The 14,183-nt window shown below is 70.2% G+C and carries 17 protein-coding genes; 14 read left to right on the top strand and 3 right to left on the bottom strand.

Annotated features, from left to right (window positions below):
- Positions 1–2 precede the first annotated feature (2 nt).
- The 4 genes from AC1DYG_RS03715 to AC1DYG_RS03700 all read left to right on the top strand — a co-directional run bounded on the left by AC1DYG_RS03715 (position 3) and on the right by AC1DYG_RS03700 (position 3,409).
- The gene (locus tag AC1DYG_RS03715; RefSeq protein WP_477638550.1) at positions 3–773 is read left to right on the top strand and encodes a hypothetical protein; all 771 of its coding nucleotides are present in this window, start codon (positions 3–5) and stop codon (positions 771–773) included.
- A 69-nt stretch (positions 774–842) separates the two neighbouring features.
- The gene (gene mshA / locus AC1DYG_RS03710; RefSeq protein ID WP_477638549.1) at positions 843–2,156 is read left to right on the top strand and encodes a D-inositol-3-phosphate glycosyltransferase; all 1,314 of its coding nucleotides are present in this window, start codon (positions 843–845) and stop codon (positions 2,154–2,156) included.
- Positions 2,153–2,641 carry a YbjN domain-containing protein gene (locus AC1DYG_RS03705; protein WP_477638548.1) on the top strand — a complete coding sequence of 163 codons (489 nt, stop codon included), beginning with the start codon at positions 2,153–2,155 and terminating at the stop codon, positions 2,639–2,641. The genes mshA and AC1DYG_RS03705 overlap by 4 nt, the downstream gene beginning before the upstream one ends.
- A 33-nt stretch (positions 2,642–2,674) precedes the next feature.
- Positions 2,675–3,409: a phosphoglyceromutase gene (locus tag AC1DYG_RS03700; protein ID WP_477638547.1), complete on the top strand. Its 735-nt coding sequence runs from the start codon at positions 2,675–2,677 to the stop codon at positions 3,407–3,409.
- A 150-nt stretch (positions 3,410–3,559) separates the two neighbouring features.
- Here the strand turns inward: AC1DYG_RS03700 and phoU are convergent, their stop codons facing one another.
- Positions 3,560–4,249 carry a phosphate signaling complex protein PhoU gene (gene phoU / locus AC1DYG_RS03695; RefSeq protein WP_477618378.1) on the bottom strand — a complete coding sequence of 230 codons (690 nt, stop codon included), beginning with the start codon at positions 4,247–4,249 and terminating at the stop codon, positions 3,560–3,562.
- A 169-nt stretch (positions 4,250–4,418) separates the two neighbouring features.
- Here phoU and AC1DYG_RS03690 point away from each other — a divergent pair, with 169 nt between their 5' ends.
- Positions 4,419–5,621 (top strand): sensor histidine kinase, encoded by a 1,203-nt coding sequence (locus AC1DYG_RS03690; RefSeq protein WP_477638546.1) that lies wholly within the window; start codon positions 4,419–4,421, stop codon positions 5,619–5,621.
- Entirely contained in the window at positions 5,618–6,301 is a 684-nt protein-coding gene (locus tag AC1DYG_RS03685; RefSeq protein ID WP_477618376.1) for a winged helix-turn-helix domain-containing protein, read from the top strand. The genes AC1DYG_RS03690 and AC1DYG_RS03685 overlap by 4 nt, the downstream gene beginning before the upstream one ends.
- A 125-nt stretch (positions 6,302–6,426) precedes the next feature.
- Here AC1DYG_RS03685 and AC1DYG_RS03680 read toward each other — a convergent pair whose 3' ends face one another.
- On the bottom strand, positions 6,427–6,978 hold the full coding sequence (locus AC1DYG_RS03680) for a hypothetical protein (protein WP_477638545.1): 552 nt from the start codon (positions 6,976–6,978) through the stop codon (positions 6,427–6,429).
- Positions 6,979–7,197: 219 nt separating this feature from the next.
- On the opposite strand from AC1DYG_RS03680, the gene AC1DYG_RS03675 reads away from it, so the two are divergent.
- Positions 7,198–7,680, top strand: coding sequence for a CarD family transcriptional regulator (locus AC1DYG_RS03675; RefSeq protein WP_056922091.1), 483 nt, complete (start codon positions 7,198–7,200; stop codon positions 7,678–7,680).
- Positions 7,677–8,348, top strand: a complete 672-nt coding sequence (ispD, locus tag AC1DYG_RS03670; RefSeq protein ID WP_477638865.1) for a 2-C-methyl-D-erythritol 4-phosphate cytidylyltransferase — start codon at positions 7,677–7,679, stop codon at positions 8,346–8,348. The genes AC1DYG_RS03675 and ispD overlap by 4 nt, the downstream gene beginning before the upstream one ends.
- Here the strand turns inward: ispD and AC1DYG_RS03665 are convergent.
- Positions 8,345–8,938 (bottom strand): GNAT family N-acetyltransferase, encoded by a 594-nt coding sequence (locus AC1DYG_RS03665; RefSeq protein ID WP_477638544.1) that lies wholly within the window; start codon positions 8,936–8,938, stop codon positions 8,345–8,347. The two genes, ispD and AC1DYG_RS03665, sit on opposite strands and share 4 nt — an antisense overlap.
- 65 nt (positions 8,939–9,003) lie before the next feature.
- Here AC1DYG_RS03665 and ispF point away from each other — a divergent pair, with 65 nt between their 5' ends.
- From ispF to AC1DYG_RS03635, 6 genes are all read left to right on the top strand, one after another.
- Positions 9,004–9,507: a 2-C-methyl-D-erythritol 2,4-cyclodiphosphate synthase gene (gene ispF, locus AC1DYG_RS03660; protein WP_477638543.1), complete on the top strand. Its 504-nt coding sequence runs from the start codon at positions 9,004–9,006 to the stop codon at positions 9,505–9,507.
- A gap of 10 nt (positions 9,508–9,517) precedes the next feature.
- Entirely contained in the window at positions 9,518–10,603 is a 1,086-nt protein-coding gene (locus AC1DYG_RS03655; RefSeq protein WP_477638542.1) for an S-(hydroxymethyl)mycothiol dehydrogenase, read from the top strand.
- A gap of 20 nt (positions 10,604–10,623) precedes the next feature.
- Positions 10,624–11,277, top strand: coding sequence for an MBL fold metallo-hydrolase (locus AC1DYG_RS03650; RefSeq protein WP_477638864.1), 654 nt, complete (start codon positions 10,624–10,626; stop codon positions 11,275–11,277).
- Between the two features lie 66 nt (positions 11,278–11,343).
- Positions 11,344–12,783 carry a cysteine--tRNA ligase gene (cysS, locus tag AC1DYG_RS03645; RefSeq protein WP_477638541.1) on the top strand — a complete coding sequence of 480 codons (1,440 nt, stop codon included), beginning with the start codon at positions 11,344–11,346 and terminating at the stop codon, positions 12,781–12,783.
- A gap of 11 nt (positions 12,784–12,794) precedes the next feature.
- The gene (gene rlmB / locus AC1DYG_RS03640) at positions 12,795–13,772 is read left to right on the top strand and encodes a 23S rRNA (guanosine(2251)-2'-O)-methyltransferase RlmB (protein WP_477638540.1); all 978 of its coding nucleotides are present in this window, start codon (positions 12,795–12,797) and stop codon (positions 13,770–13,772) included.
- Positions 13,773–13,859: 87 nt separating this feature from the next.
- Positions 13,860–14,171 carry a CD225/dispanin family protein gene (locus AC1DYG_RS03635; protein WP_477638539.1) on the top strand — a complete coding sequence of 104 codons (312 nt, stop codon included), beginning with the start codon at positions 13,860–13,862 and terminating at the stop codon, positions 14,169–14,171.
- Positions 14,172–14,183: the final 12 nt, after the last annotated feature.

Here is a 14,183-nt window from a genome sequence, read left to right as displayed (position 1 = left end):
GGGTGCGAGGCCGGGACCGTGACATCAGCCGCAGCATGGTCGCGCTGGTGGCCTCGCTGGGCGCCCTCGCGCTGCTCGGCCTCGTCACGAACCTGCCCGCGTGGCTCGGGCACGACGAAGGCTTCGTCGACGTCGCACCGGGTCTGCTGAAGGTGAACGCCGAGGCCAAGGGAGTGGCGACCCTGGGTGGCGGCGTGACCGTGTCGCTCTACTCGGACGGCCTGCGGATCAACCGGGAGAACGACCTGCTGCTGCAGACGGTGATCGGTGGGTCGATGCTGTCGGCCGTCGACGGCAGCGCCACGACCAGCGGCGACGGGCGGACCGAGGAGCGCGTCACCCGCAGCTACGACAACCTGACCATCACCGAGCTGGTCTTCCTGCCGGGGCGGGCGACGTACTTCGGCACGCTCGGCGACGGGTCGCGCTCCCTGCCGGTGACCTTGCGGATCGAGTCGGCCGGCGGGCTGATCAAGATCGGGGCCTCGGTCAACGGCGCCGACGGAGTCGTGTGGCACCTCAATCGCGAACCCCTGACGGTCGGCATTCGTCCGGGCCTCCCGGCAGTCAACCTTCGTGACTCGGCGGCCTGGATCGATCCGGGAGCGGTCGAGGGCCGAGCCGTCTTCTCCACCTTCCTGCGCACCGACATCGGGGTGGGCCCGCAGCGGGTCGCTCGGGGCGTCGACATCCGGGCGGCGGGACGCACCGACATCCATGTCTGGTCCGACTCCTGCTCGTTCACCGTGTCCTCCCAGGCGCGTCCGGCGTAGGAGCCGCCTCGTGCGCCGGGTGGTGCACCGGCGTCGTGGGTCCTGGCGGCTGCGTGGCAGACTCGCAGCATGGGCTGCTGCGAACGCATCGACCGCGTCGCGATGCTGAGCGTCCACACCTCTCCGCTGGAACAGCCGGGCACGGGTGATGCGGGCGGGATGAACGTCTACGTCGTCGAGGTGGCGCACCAGCTCGCCAAGCTGGGCGTCGAGGTCGAGATCTTCACCCGGACCACGACGGCCGATCTGCCCCCCACGGTCGAGACGGAACCGGGCGTCACCGTCCGCCACGTCACCGCGGGTCCCTACGAGGGGCTCGGCAAGGACGACCTCCCCGGGCAGCTGTGTGCCTTCGCCGCCGGCGTGATGCGCACCGGAGCCCACGAGGCCGAGGGCCACTACAGCCTGGTCCACTCGCACTACTGGCTGTCCGGCCAGGTGGGGTGGCTGGCCGCCGACCGCTGGCAGGTGCCGCTCGTGCACACCATGCACACCATGGCGCGGGTCAAGAACCTCCACCTCGCCGAGGGAGACACCCCCGAACCGCCCGGTCGCGAGATCGGTGAGGTCCAGGTCGTGGAGGCGGCGGATCGCCTCATCGCCAACACCTTGGGCGAGCGCCACGAGCTGATCGACCTGTATGCCGCGGAGCCGGACAAGGTGGTCGTCGTGCCTCCCGGGGTGGACCTGTCCCTGTTCTCGCCGGGTGACCCCCGCGCGGCGCGTGCCGCCGTGGGCCTGCCGCAGGACGCCAAGGTGCTGCTGTTCGTCGGACGGATCCAGCCGCTCAAGGCGCCCGAGGTGCTCATCAAGGCGGCGGCCGAGCTCTTGGGACGGCATCCCCACTGGTCGGGCGAGCTGGTCGTCGCGGTGCTCGGTGGTCCGTCCGGCTCCGGCCTGGCGCACCCGCGAGGGCTGCAGGAGCTGGCCGAGGGACTCGGCATCAGTGCGCAGGTGCGGTTCGTGCCACCGGTGCCCAGGACTGAATTGGCCGACTGGTACCGCGCCGCCGACCTCGTGGCGGTGCCTTCGCACTCGGAGTCGTTCGGACTGGTCGCAGTCGAGGCGCAGGCGTGCGGGACCCCGGTTGTCGCTGCTGACGTCGGCGGACTCCCCACGGCAGTCGGGGACGCCGGCGTGCTGGTCGACGGTCACGACCCCCACACCTGGTCCCTGGCACTCGAGTCCCTGCTCGAGGACCCGCAGCGGCGCGAAGCCCTGAGCCGCAAGGCGGTCCAGCACGCCGCGCTGTTCGGCTGGGACCGCACGACCGAGCGGCTCTACGAGGTCTACGTCGAAGCCTGTCGGGCCAAGAGCTACTCCAACGACGCTCCCTCTCCCAACGGCTCACTGGCCGGTGTCCCTGCGGCGGTGGTCCCGTGAGCGAGCTGGTCTCGACGATCGAGGGGTTCCTGGCGGGGGCCGAGATCGAGTGGGAGCAGGGTGCCCGCGAGGGTGAGTTCGTCCTGACCCTGCCGGGCGAGAAGAAGCTCAAGACCGTCGTCTCACTGGTGGCCGGCGGGGACGCCCTCTCGGTGTCGGCCTTCGTCATCCGCAACCCGGACGAGAACCACGAGACCTTCTACCGCTACCTGCTGCGCAAGAACCTGCGACTGCCAGGTCTGGCCTACTCGGTCGACAAGGCGGGCGATGTCTACGTGACCGGACGCGTACCCGCGGGCGGCGTCGACGCGGCATACCTCGACCAGGTGCTGGGAGTGGTCCTCGAAGCCGCTGACGCGCACTTCAACGAACTGCTCGCGATCGGGTTCCGTACGAGCATGCAGAAGGAGTGGGACTGGCGCGTGTCGCGAGGGGAGTCGTTGCGCAACCTCGAGGCGTTCCGCCACCTGCTGGAGCACGACTGAGCCTCGGCGCTTTGCCTCGCTAGGCTGGCCCGCATGGCATACACCCTCATCCTGCTGCGCCACGGGCACTCCGACTGGAACGCCAAGAACCTCTTCACGGGCTGGGTCGACGTCGACCTGAACGACCAGGGCCGCGAGGAAGCCGTCAACGGTGGAAACCTGTTGAAGGACAAGGGAGTTCTGCCCACTGTCGTGCACACGTCGGTGCTTCGGCGCGCGATCAACACGGCCAACCTCGCGCTCGACGCGGCGGACCGCCACTGGATCCCGGTGCGGCGTGACTGGCGACTCAACGAGCGGCACTACGGAGCGCTCCAGGGGCTCGACAAGGCGGCGACCCGCGACAAGTACGGCGACGAGCAGTTCATGCTCTGGCGCCGATCGTTCGACACCCCGCCGCCGCCGATCGAGGCCGGGTCCGAGTTCGACCAGGGCGGCGACCCGCGATATGCGGGCATCGAGGTGCCGCGCACCGAGTGCCTCAAGGACGTCATCGAGCGGTTCATGCCCTACTGGGAGGGGCCGATCCAGGACGACCTGCGGGCCGGCGAGACGGTGCTCGTGACAGCCCACGGCAACAGCCTGCGCGGGCTCGTCAAGCACCTCGACGGCATCAGCGACGAGGACATCGCCGCCCTGAACATCCCGACCGGTCAGCCGCTCGTCTACACCCTCGGTGAGGACTTCATGCCGACCAAGCCGGGCGAGTACCTCGACCCCGAGGCCGCCGCCGAGGCAGCGGCAGCCGTCGCCAACCAGGGCCGCTAGGGCGCCCGACGGGTCAAAGCCACCCCAAGCAAAACGGCCGTTGCGTCGGGAAACGGGCGTTGTAGACCCCGTTTCGCGACGCAACGGCCGTTTTGCCGCGTGAGGTGAGTGCCGTTTTGCGGGGGAGGGGTTGCCGCTGCGGCGGAGGGGCTACTGCGGGCCGGTGGCGCGGTCTTCCTGCTCCTCGTGGTCCTCGGCGACATCCCATTCGCCGGTGACCAGGTAAACGACGCGGTGGGCGACCGACACGGCGTGGTCGGCGAAGCGCTCGTAGTAGCGACCCACGAGGGTCATGTCGACGGCTGCCTCGGTGCCGTGCTTCCAGGTGCCGTCGATCAGGTGGCTGAACAGCGTGCGGTGCAGCTCGTCCATCGCGTCGTCGTCGCGCTCGAGCGTCTTGGCGTCCTCGACGTCCTTGGCAGCGATGACCTGGCCGCACTTGGCGACGATGCGTTCGGCCACCTGCCCCATCTGCAGGATCGTGGCGCGGATGTCGGCCGGCACGGCGGAGTCGGGGTAGCGCAGCCGGGCGACCTTGGCCACGTGCCGGGCGAGGTCGCCCATGCGCTCGAGGTCGGCGCTCATGCGCATGCTGGTGACGACCATGCGCAGGTCGGTGGCGACCGGTTGCTGTCGGGCCAGCAGGTCGATGGACAGCGCGTCGAGGTCCTCGCGCATGCGGTCCAGCTCCTTGTCGGCCTTGATGACCGACTCAGCCAGCTGGATGTCGGCGTCGAGCAGGGCCGTGGTGGCCCGGGCCATGGCGGACCCGGCCAGACGTGTCATCTCGACGAGCTGGTCGGAGATGGTGTCCAGGTCCTCGTGAAAGGCGTTGCGCATTGCTTCCCTAGGGGTGTGGGGCACGGGTGGGCGTGGTGAGGTGTGCGAGCCGAGGCTCCCACGGGGCAGTGAACGATCGGGTGACCTCAGGTGAACATCTGGGTACAGCCGTGCGTTGGGGTGTCGTTTCGTGCTCGGAAGGGGATGTGCCGCACCGTACATTGATGGTGTGGATGCGACCAGCGCTGCTGTCTTGGCCGGGTTCGCCGGGTTGCTCACCGGCGCCCTGGCCGTCATCGCTGTGCGCTACTCGGAACGCCAGCAGACCAGTGTGCCTCCCACCCTGCCGGTCACGCCGCTCCCATCAGGGGTGGCCGACGTCCTCGCGGTGCTGCGCTCCAGCGCGATCGTCGTCGACTCGGCCGACGAGGTCATCAACAACTCACCGTCCGCGGCGGCCTACGGCCTGGTCAGGGGCAAGGAGCTGGTCCACAGCGAGCTGCGCCACCTGGCCAGACAGGTCCGCCGCGACGGCGTGATCCGCGAGTCCCAGCTCGAGCTGGCCCGCGGCCCGCTCGGCCAGGCCCGCTCGATCATGCACGCCAGGGTGGCCCCGCTGGGCAGCAGCCACGTGCTGCTCCTGGTGGAGGACCACACCCAGGCCCGGCGCGTCGAGGAGGTCAGGCGTGACTTCGTGGCCAACGTCAGCCACGAGCTCAAGACCCCCGTGGGTGGACTGGGCCTGCTGGCCGAGGCGATCCAGGACGCCAAGGACGACCCTGAGGCGGTCGAGCGGTTCGCCTCGCGGATGCAGGTCGAGAGCCATCGGCTGGCCCAGCTCGTCAAGGAGATCGTCGACCTGTCGCGACTGCAGGTGGCCGACACCCTCCACGAACCCCGTCTCGTCGACGTGACGGCAGCCGTCCACGAGGCCATCGACTACTCCCGGGTCGGTGCCGACGCAAAGCAGATCGACATCGCGGAGGCTTGTGCCCCCGATCTCAAGGTCTTCGGCGACGAGGCCCTGCTCGTCACCGCCGTGCGCAACCTGATCGGCAACGCCATCGCCTACTCGGAACCGGGGACCCGGGTCGCCGTCGGCGGTCGGCTGGCGGGCGAGATGGTCGAGATCACCGTGACCGACCAGGGCCAGGGCATCCCCACGACGGAGCAGACGCGCATCTTCGAACGCTTCTACCGCGTCGATGGCGCCCGCTCCCGCGCCACCGGCGGGACCGGCCTGGGCCTGGCCATCGTCAAGCACATCTGCGCCAACCACGGCGGCGACGTCGACGTGTGGAGCGAGGAAGGGCGCGGGTCGACCTTCACGATCCGGCTGCCTGCCGCGGTCGACCGCAGCGGGTCCTCGCCCCACTCGGCAAGCCAGTCACCAGAGCAGCCCCACCTGACCCGAGGAGACACCCCGGCATGACGCGCATCCTGGTCGTCGAGGACGAGATCTCGTTCTCGGACCCCCTGTCCTACCTGCTCCGCAAGGAGGGCTACGAGGTCGCCGTCGCCGAGACCGGACCCGAGGCGCTCGCCGACTTCGACCGGGCCGGTGCCGACCTCGTGCTCCTCGACCTCATGCTTCCCGGCCTGTCAGGCACCGAGGTATGCCGCGCGATCCGGTCGCGCTCGAACGTCCCCGTCATCATGCTCACCGCCAAGGACAGCGAGATCGACAAGGTCGTGGGCCTCGAGATCGGCGCGGACGACTACGTGACCAAGCCCTACTCCTCCCGCGAGCTGCTGGCCCGGATCAAGGCGGTGCTGCGCCGGCTGGCCGAGCCCGAGGACCTGCTGCCTGCCACGATCGAGGCCGGTCCGGTGCGCATGGACGTCGAGCGGCACATCGTCACCGTCTCGGGTGAGCCGACCCAGCTGCCGCTCAAGGAATTCGAGCTGCTCGAGATGCTGCTGCGCAACACCGGCCGGGTGCTCACCCGCATGCAGCTCATCGACCGCGTCTGGGGCAGCGACTACGTCGGCGACACCAAGACGCTGGACGTCCACGTGAAGCGGCTGCGTGCCAAGATCGAACCCGACCCGGCCGACCCACGGCACATCGTGACGGTGCGCGGACTGGGCTACAAGTTCGAGTCCGACTGAGCCCGACCCGACCCGACCCGGCCCCCAACCCCGCCCTGTTGGGAGTGAAACTGCCGGATATCCGGAAGTTTCACTCCCAACAGGGCGGGCAGGGTGGGTGGCTCTGGGGTCAGCAGGTCAGCAGGTCAGGGAGTCGCGGTCGCCGTGGGGGTTTCCGCTGCGGGCGGGTTGGTCGGGGCGAGCGAGGCGTAGTAGCCGCTGGCCGACAGCACCGGCACCACGACGACCACCGCGGGGGCGCTTGGGGACTGCACGCTCAGCGTGACGACATCGCCGGCGCTGACCGGCACGCCCGGGAGCTGCACCTGGGTCGCGTCGGAGAGGCGACGTTCGGTGTGGGCCGGCGCCTCGGCATACACGGGCTGGCCCTGGGGCAGGGCGAACGCGATGCGCTGCGCCTCGCCACCGTTGTTGCTGACCGACGCCGACAGCACGCCGGGCTTGTCCTTGCCACCACTGATGACGACGAGGTCGCGCAGCTGGACGGCACCGAGGTCCACGGGGACGCCGTCGGCCGCGACGTAGGGCACGTCCGTCTGCATCGGCGACTGCGTCTGGCAGGCCGAGAGAGCGAGGGCGGCAGCGGCCACCGCGACGGGCAGCAGGCGTCGCAGGGAGGGGCGCGGACTGGTGGAACGGCCTCCGGTACGGGGGGCCAGCGAGGTTCGGCGGGTCACGGGGGACAGCCTAGCGGCCGGGTGCCAGCCGTGCGCCGACCCTGTGCACCCGAGTGCGCACCCGTGCGCGTTGCACGGAAGTGGCCATTCTGTCAAGACCGAATTCGTTGCCCCGCAAGGCCTTTGCGCGCCCCTGACCTGCGCAAACGCATTCTGGCTGGCTTTCCTGACGTCGGCGTGGCGTGATATTCTGAGGGTCGCGAAAGGGGAAAACAGCACATGGTTTTCAAGGTCGGCGAGACGGTCGTGTACCCCCACCACGGGGCTGCACTCATCGAAGAAATCAATACCCGCACGATCAAGGGCGAGGAGAAGATCTACCTCAAGCTCAAGGTGGCCCAGGGCGACCTGACGATCGAGGTTCCAGCAGACAACTGCGAGGACATCGGCGTTCGGGACGTTGTCGGACAGGAGGGCCTGGACAAGGTCTTCGCCGTCCTCCGCGCTCCCCACACCGAAGAGCCGACCAACTGGTCGCGCCGCTACAAGGCCAACCTCGAGAAGCTCGCCTCCGGCGATGTCATCAAGGTGGCCGAGGTCGTCCGCGACCTGTGGCGTCGTGACAAGGACCGTGGCCTGTCGGCCGGCGAGAAGCGCATGCTCGCCAAGGCTCGCCAGATCCTCGTCTCCGAGCTCGCGCTCGCCGAGAAGACGAACGAGGACAAGGCCGAGGCGATCCTCGACGAGGTGCTCGCCTCCTGAGCGTTGCCGTCGTCCTCGTCGCTGGAGGGCAAGGCACTCGGCTCGGCGCCACCCAGCCCAAGGCCTTTGTGGTGTTGGCGGGTATGCCGTTGCTCGAGCACGCTGTCCAGCGCGCCCTGACGGCGCCCGAGGTTTCACACGTAGTCGTGGTCGCGCCCGCTTCCCACCTGAGGGAGGCGGGCGCGATCGCGTCCCGGAGCAGCAGGCCCGGCGACGTGGACGTGGTCGCCGGTGGTGCCGAGCGCACCGACTCCGTGGCCGCCGGCCTCGCGGCGCTGCGCCCCGACGACGGCATCGTGCTGGTCCACGACGCGGCCCGCGCCCTCGCGCCGGCCAGCCTGTTCTCCCGCCTCGTGCACGAGGTGCGGTCCGGGCACCCGGCCGTCGTCCCCGGCATACCCGTCACGGACACCGTCAAGGTGGTCGACGCGGCTGGCCGTGTCACCGCGACGCCTGACCGCACCCAGCTGCGGGCGATCCAGACCCCGCAGGCGTTCCTGCGCGAGGTGCTGGTGCACGCCCATGCCTCGGGTGAGCAGGCCACCGACGACGCAGCCCTGGTCGAGCGGATGGGTGGTCACGTGCGCGTAGTGGATGGTGACCGGCTCGCCTTCAAGATCACGACGCCGGACGACCTGGCCATGGCCGAGCGCCACCTCGCCCACTAGAGCGTCAACGCGGCGACGACGTCGTCCCACGTGGCGATGGGCGCGTCCGGGGCGGGCGCGTGGAGCGTGCTGATCCACCCGTCGACGAGTCGGCCGCGCTCGATGAGCAGGTCGGGCACGAACGTCGGGACCGGGAAACCAGCCCGCCAGACCGCCTTCGCGCTGCCCCAGTTCCCGACGTGCGCCTGCCAGCGGACGGTCTGCCAGCCGAGGGTGTCGAAGACGTGGGCGACCACGAGCCGGACCGCCTCGGACATGACGCCACGGCCACGGAAGGCCGGGTGCGTGACGTAGCCCAGGTCCCCGGCGCCGTCGTCCACGGGCATCGCGCGCAGGTCGATCGTCCCGGCATACCGACCGTCGACCTCGATGGCCCAGGAGGCGAGCGCCGTCGAGGGCTCGAGCAGACCGGCGAGGTACTCCTGCGCCATCTCACGGGTGTACTCGAGCGGGATCGTCGTGAAGCGCTTGGTCTCCGGGTCGAGGCAGCGTTCGTAGACCGCGTCGAGGTCGTCCGGCGAGTGCGGGCGCAGGGTCACCCGGTCGCCGGCAAGGACGGGGACGGCCAGGGTCGGCGTCGGGTCGGTCATGCGCGGCAACGCTAACGGCTTGGACGTGCCCGGCTCACCCTGTTATCCAGGGCTCGGGTGGTTGGATGGACGCCATGGGGACCACCGGTATGCCGCGCACGGGCGTGGGCGTGGACGTGCACGCCTTCGCGCCGCAGGGTTCGGAGCGGGAGCTGTGGCTCGGCGGCCTGCGGTGGCCGGGCGAGGCCGGGCTCGAGGGCCACTCCGACGCGGACGTCGCCTGCCACGCGGCCTGCGACGCGCTGTTCTCGGCCGCCGGGCTCGGTGACCTCGGCGTGCACTTCGGCACGGACCGGCCAGAGTTGGCTGGGGCGTCGGGGCTGACGTTGCTGGGTGAGGCCGCCCGCATCGTGCGCGAGGCAGGCTTCGAGATCGGCAACGTCGCCGTCCAGGTCATCGGCAACCGTCCGAAGATCGGGACGCGCCGCGCGGAGGCGCAGGAGGCCATGACAGGGTGCGCAGGGGCACCGGTGTCGTTGAGCGGGACGACCACCGATGGCCTGGGGCTCACCGGTCGCGACGAGGGAATCGCCGCGATCGCGACCGCCCTCATCCGCCCCGTGAACTAAGGAGCCACGCATGCCGCAGACCGTCAAGGGTGTCATCGCCCGCAGCAAGGGAGCCGACGTCGAGCTCGTCGACATCGTCGTGCCCGACCCCGGACCGGGCGAGGCGGTCGTCCAGATCCACTCCTGCGGCGTCTGCCACACCGACCTGCACTACCGCGAGGGTGGCATCAACGACGAGTTCCCGTTCCTGCTCGGCCACGAGGCCGCTGGCGTCGTCGAGTCCGTCGGCGAGGGCGTCACCGAGGTCGCGCCGGGTGACTTCGTCATCCTCAACTGGCGAGCCGTCTGCGGGCAGTGCCGGGCCTGCGCCAAGGGCAAGCCGTGGTACTGCTTCAACACCCACAACGCCACGCAGAAGATGACTCTCGAGGACGGCACGGAGCTCAGCCCCGCGCTCGGCATCGGCGCCTTCATCGAGAAGACCCTGGTCGCCGCGGGGCAGTGCACCAAGGTCGACGCCGAGGCCGACGCGGCCGCGGTGGGTCTGCTCGGCTGCGGCGTGATGGCCGGGTTCGGTGCCGCGGTCAACACCGGGGGCGTGGGTCGTGGCGACTCGATCGCCGTCATCGGGTGTGGTGGCGTCGGCAACGCCGCCATCGCCGGTGCCTCCGTCGTGGGTGCGACGACGATCATCGCCGTGGACGTCGACGACCGGAAGCTCGAGACCGCCAGGTCCTTCGGCGCCACCCACACCGTCAACGGCAGGGACGAGGACGTCGTCGAGCGGATCCGTGAGCTGACCGGCGGCTTCGGCGCAGACGTGGTTGTCGAGGCGGTCGGCCGGCCCGAGACCTACGAGCAGGCGTTCTACGCCCGCGATCTGGCCGGCACGCTGGTGCTCGTCGGCGTCCCCACCCCCGACAAGCAGGTCACCCTGCCGATGATCGAGATCTTCGGCCGCGGTGGCGCGCTCAAGTCCAGCTGGTACGGCGACTGCCTGCCGAGCCGTGACTTCCCGATGCTGGTCGACCTCTACCGGCAGGGCCGGTTCGATCTCGACGCGTTCGTGTCGGAGCGGATCGGGCTGGGGGACGTCGAGGGCGCGTTCGACAAGATGGAACGCGGCGAGGTGCTGCGCTCGGTGGTGGTCCTGTGAGCGAGCAGGGCAACGCCGGTATGCCGGTCATCGCACCTTCCGCGGGTGGCGTGCGCGTGGACCGGATCGTCACGTCCGGCACCTTCGAGCTCGACGGCGGCAGCTGGGAGGTCGACAACAACGTCTGGGTGGTGGGTGACGACAAGGAGTGCGTCATCATCGACGCCGCCCATGACGGCAGGAAGATCGTGAAGTCGATCGACCTCCAGCGCAGGGTCACCGCCGTCATCTCCACCCACGCCCACAACGACCACATCAACGCTGTCGCCGAGGTGTGCGACGGCACGCGCGCCCCGTCATACCTGCACCCTGCGGACCGGATGCTCTGGGACGAGATCTATCCCGTCACCCCCGACCGCGACCTGGCCGACGGCCAGGTGATCACGGTCGGCGACGTGGACCTGCACGTGATCCACACCCCCGGCCACACGCCGGGGTCGTGCTCGCTCTATGCCCCCGCGCTCGACGTGGTGTTCACCGGGGACACCCTGTTCAACGGCGGACCGGGTGCGACAGGGCGGTCGTACAGCGACTTCCCGACGATCATCGAGTCGATCCGCGACCGGCTGCTCACCCTGCCCGACGAGACGGTGGTGCTGACCGGCCACGGTGACGCCACGGGCATCGCGGCCGAGGCCCCGCACCTGCAGGAGTGGCTCGACCGCGGCCACTAGACTCCGGGTGGGCGAGGTGCACTCGGCGGTTCGGGCTCACCGCCGCTCGCAGGTAGCCTTGCCCGCGTGAGTCTTCGCCTGTACGACACCGCCGCGCGCGAGCTGCGCGACTTCACCCCTCTGGTTCCCGGTCGGGTGGGCATCTACATCTGCGGGCTGACGACCCAGGGAGCACCCCACATCGGTCACGTGCGGTTCGCCGTGGCGTTCGACGTGCTGCGCCGGTGGCTCGAGGGTCGCCACGGCTACGACGTCACCCTGGTCCGCAACGTCACCGACATCGACGACAAGATCCTCGCCAAGTCCGCCGCCGCGGGGGAGCAGTGGTTCGCCCTGTCCTACCGCAACGAGGTCGCGACGGCCGCAGCCCTCGACTCGTTGGGGGTGCTGGCCCCGACCTACGAGCCGCGAGCCACCGGCCACATCCCCGAGATGGTCGCCCTGATGGAGACCCTGGTCGACAAGGGCCACGCCTATGCCGCGACCGACGAGAGTGGCGACGTCTACTTCGACGTCAAGAGCTTCCCCGACTACGGCTCGCTGACCCACCAGAAGATCGACGACATGGAGGCCGCGGAGGACGCCGACCCGCGGGGCAAGCGAGACCCCCGTGACTTCGCCCTCTGGAAGGGACGCAAGGAGTCCGAGCCGGTCACCGCGTCCTGGGCCACGCCGTTCGGCACCGGGCGCCCGGGCTGGCACCTCGAGTGCTCCGCCATGGCGCGCAAGTACCTCGGCGACGCCTTCGACATCCACGGTGGCGGCGTCGACCTGCGGTTCCCGCACCACGAGAACGAGCAGGCCCAGTCGCACGCCGCCGGCCTCGGCTTCGCGACCTACTGGCTGCACAACGCCTGGGTCACCGTGGGCGGCGAGAAGATGAGCAAGTCGCTCGGCAACAGCCTGATCGTCTCCGAGGTCATCAAGGTCGCCCGCCCGCTGGCGCTGCGCTACTACCTCACGGCGGCCCACTACCGCTCCACGATCGAGTACCACGAGGGCTCGCTGCGCGAGGCCGAGGCTGCCGTCGAGCGCATCGAGGGCTTCCTCGTCCGCGCCTTGCGGGCCCTGCCCGAGGCCACGTCCACGGAGCCGGACCACACCACCGTGCCCGAGGCGTATGCCGCGGCGATGGACGACGACCTGAACGTCTCGGGCGCGCTCGCCGTGGTCCACGACACCGTCCGGGCGGGCAACACCGCCATCGACGACGGCGACGACGAGGCGCTGGCGACGGCGTTCGGTGCCGTCGTGGCCATGACCGACCTGCTCGGTATCAACCCGCTCGACCGGCACTGGGGCGGCGGCAGCGACACCGGTGCCGGCGATGCGCAGGACGCGCTCGATGCGCTGGTGCGAGTTCAGCTGGACGCCCGGGCCGCGGCCCGGGCTGCGCGCGACTTCGCCACAGCGGACGCGATCCGCGACCAGCTGGGCGCGGCCGGCATCGCCATCGAAGACACGGCGTCGGGAGCGAACTGGTCGCTCGCCCGCCGCGAGAGCTGAGAGGAACACCCATGGCTGGCAACTCCCAGCGACGCGGCGCCGTTCGCAAGGGCGCGTCGAAGAAGGGACCGCAGGTCGGTTCCGGCGGTCAACGCCGTCGCGGCCTCGAGGGCCGAGGGCCGACGCCGAAGGCCGAGGAGCGGCCCAAGCACAAGGCCAACCGGATGGCCTCCGCCGCGGAGAAGCGAGCGGGGGGGTCCAAGCCGGGTGCCCGCCCCAGCGCGAGCCGAGGTGGCTCCCGCCGGGGGAAGGCCTCCAGCGAGATCGTGGCCGGTCGCAACTCGGTCGTCGAGGCGCTGCGTGCCGACGTGCCGGTGACGACGATGTACGTCGCCGGCCGGATCGACTCCGACGACCGCGTCCGCGAGGCCCTCAAGACAGCCACCGCCAAGGGGATCGCAATCCTCGAGACCCCGCGCGGCGAGCTGGACCGGCTCACCGACGGTGCGGTGCACCAGGGCCTGGCCCTGCAGGTCCCGCCGTACGAGTACGCGCACCCCAGCGACTTCATCGATCCGCAAGCACCCGGCATACCTCTCGTGGTTGCCCTCGACGGGATCACCGACCCCCGCAACCTGGGCGCCATCATCCGCTCGGTGGCGGCCTTCGGCGGCCACGGCGTGGTCGTGCCCGAGCGTCGCTCGGTCGGCATGACGGCCAGCGCCTGGAAGACGTCGGCCGGTGCTGCGGCGCGCGTCCCGGTGGCCCTGGCCGCCAACCTGACGCGCGCGCTGGAGGAGTACCGCAAGGCGGGTTTCTTCATCCTCGGGCTCGACATGGAGGGCGACGTCCAGCTGCCCGACCTCGAGCTCGCCACCGAGCCGATCGTCATCGTGACCGGGTCGGAGGGCAAGGGCCTGTCCCGCCTGGTGAGGGAGAACTGCGACCAGATCGTGTCGATCCCCATGTCGTCGGCCGTCGAGTCGCTGAACGCAGGCATCGCGACGGGAGTCGCCCTGTACGAAGTTGCGCGGCGCAGGGCGATCTGACCACACGAAACGGGACGTATCCGCTAGCGTTTCGCCCTGTCGCGCCCATGGGGGAGCGGCGCTCGAAACTTCGAAGGGATCAACCGCATGTCTGACTACGGCACCCCGCCGCCTCCGCCGCCGCCCGCGCCCGGCTACAACCAGCCGACCGCCGGGGGGACGCCGCCGCCGAACTACCTCGTGTGGGCCATCCTGTCCACGATCTTCTGCTGCCTCCCGCTGGGCATTGCCTCGATCGTCTTCGCGGCCCAGGTCAACGGCAAGTACGCCTCCGGTGATGTCGCCGGCGCCCAGGCCTCGTCCGAGAAGGCGAAGCGCTTCGCCATGATCGCGGCCGTCGTCGGCGTCGTGGTCAACGGCCTCTACTTCGCGTTCGTCCTGCCGAACCTGAACAAGTAGGTCTCGGCCTCC

It is taken from the genome of Pedococcus sp. P1_H8 (genome assembly GCF_056405175.1).
This window is presented reverse-complemented; position numbering and strand designations above follow the sequence as displayed.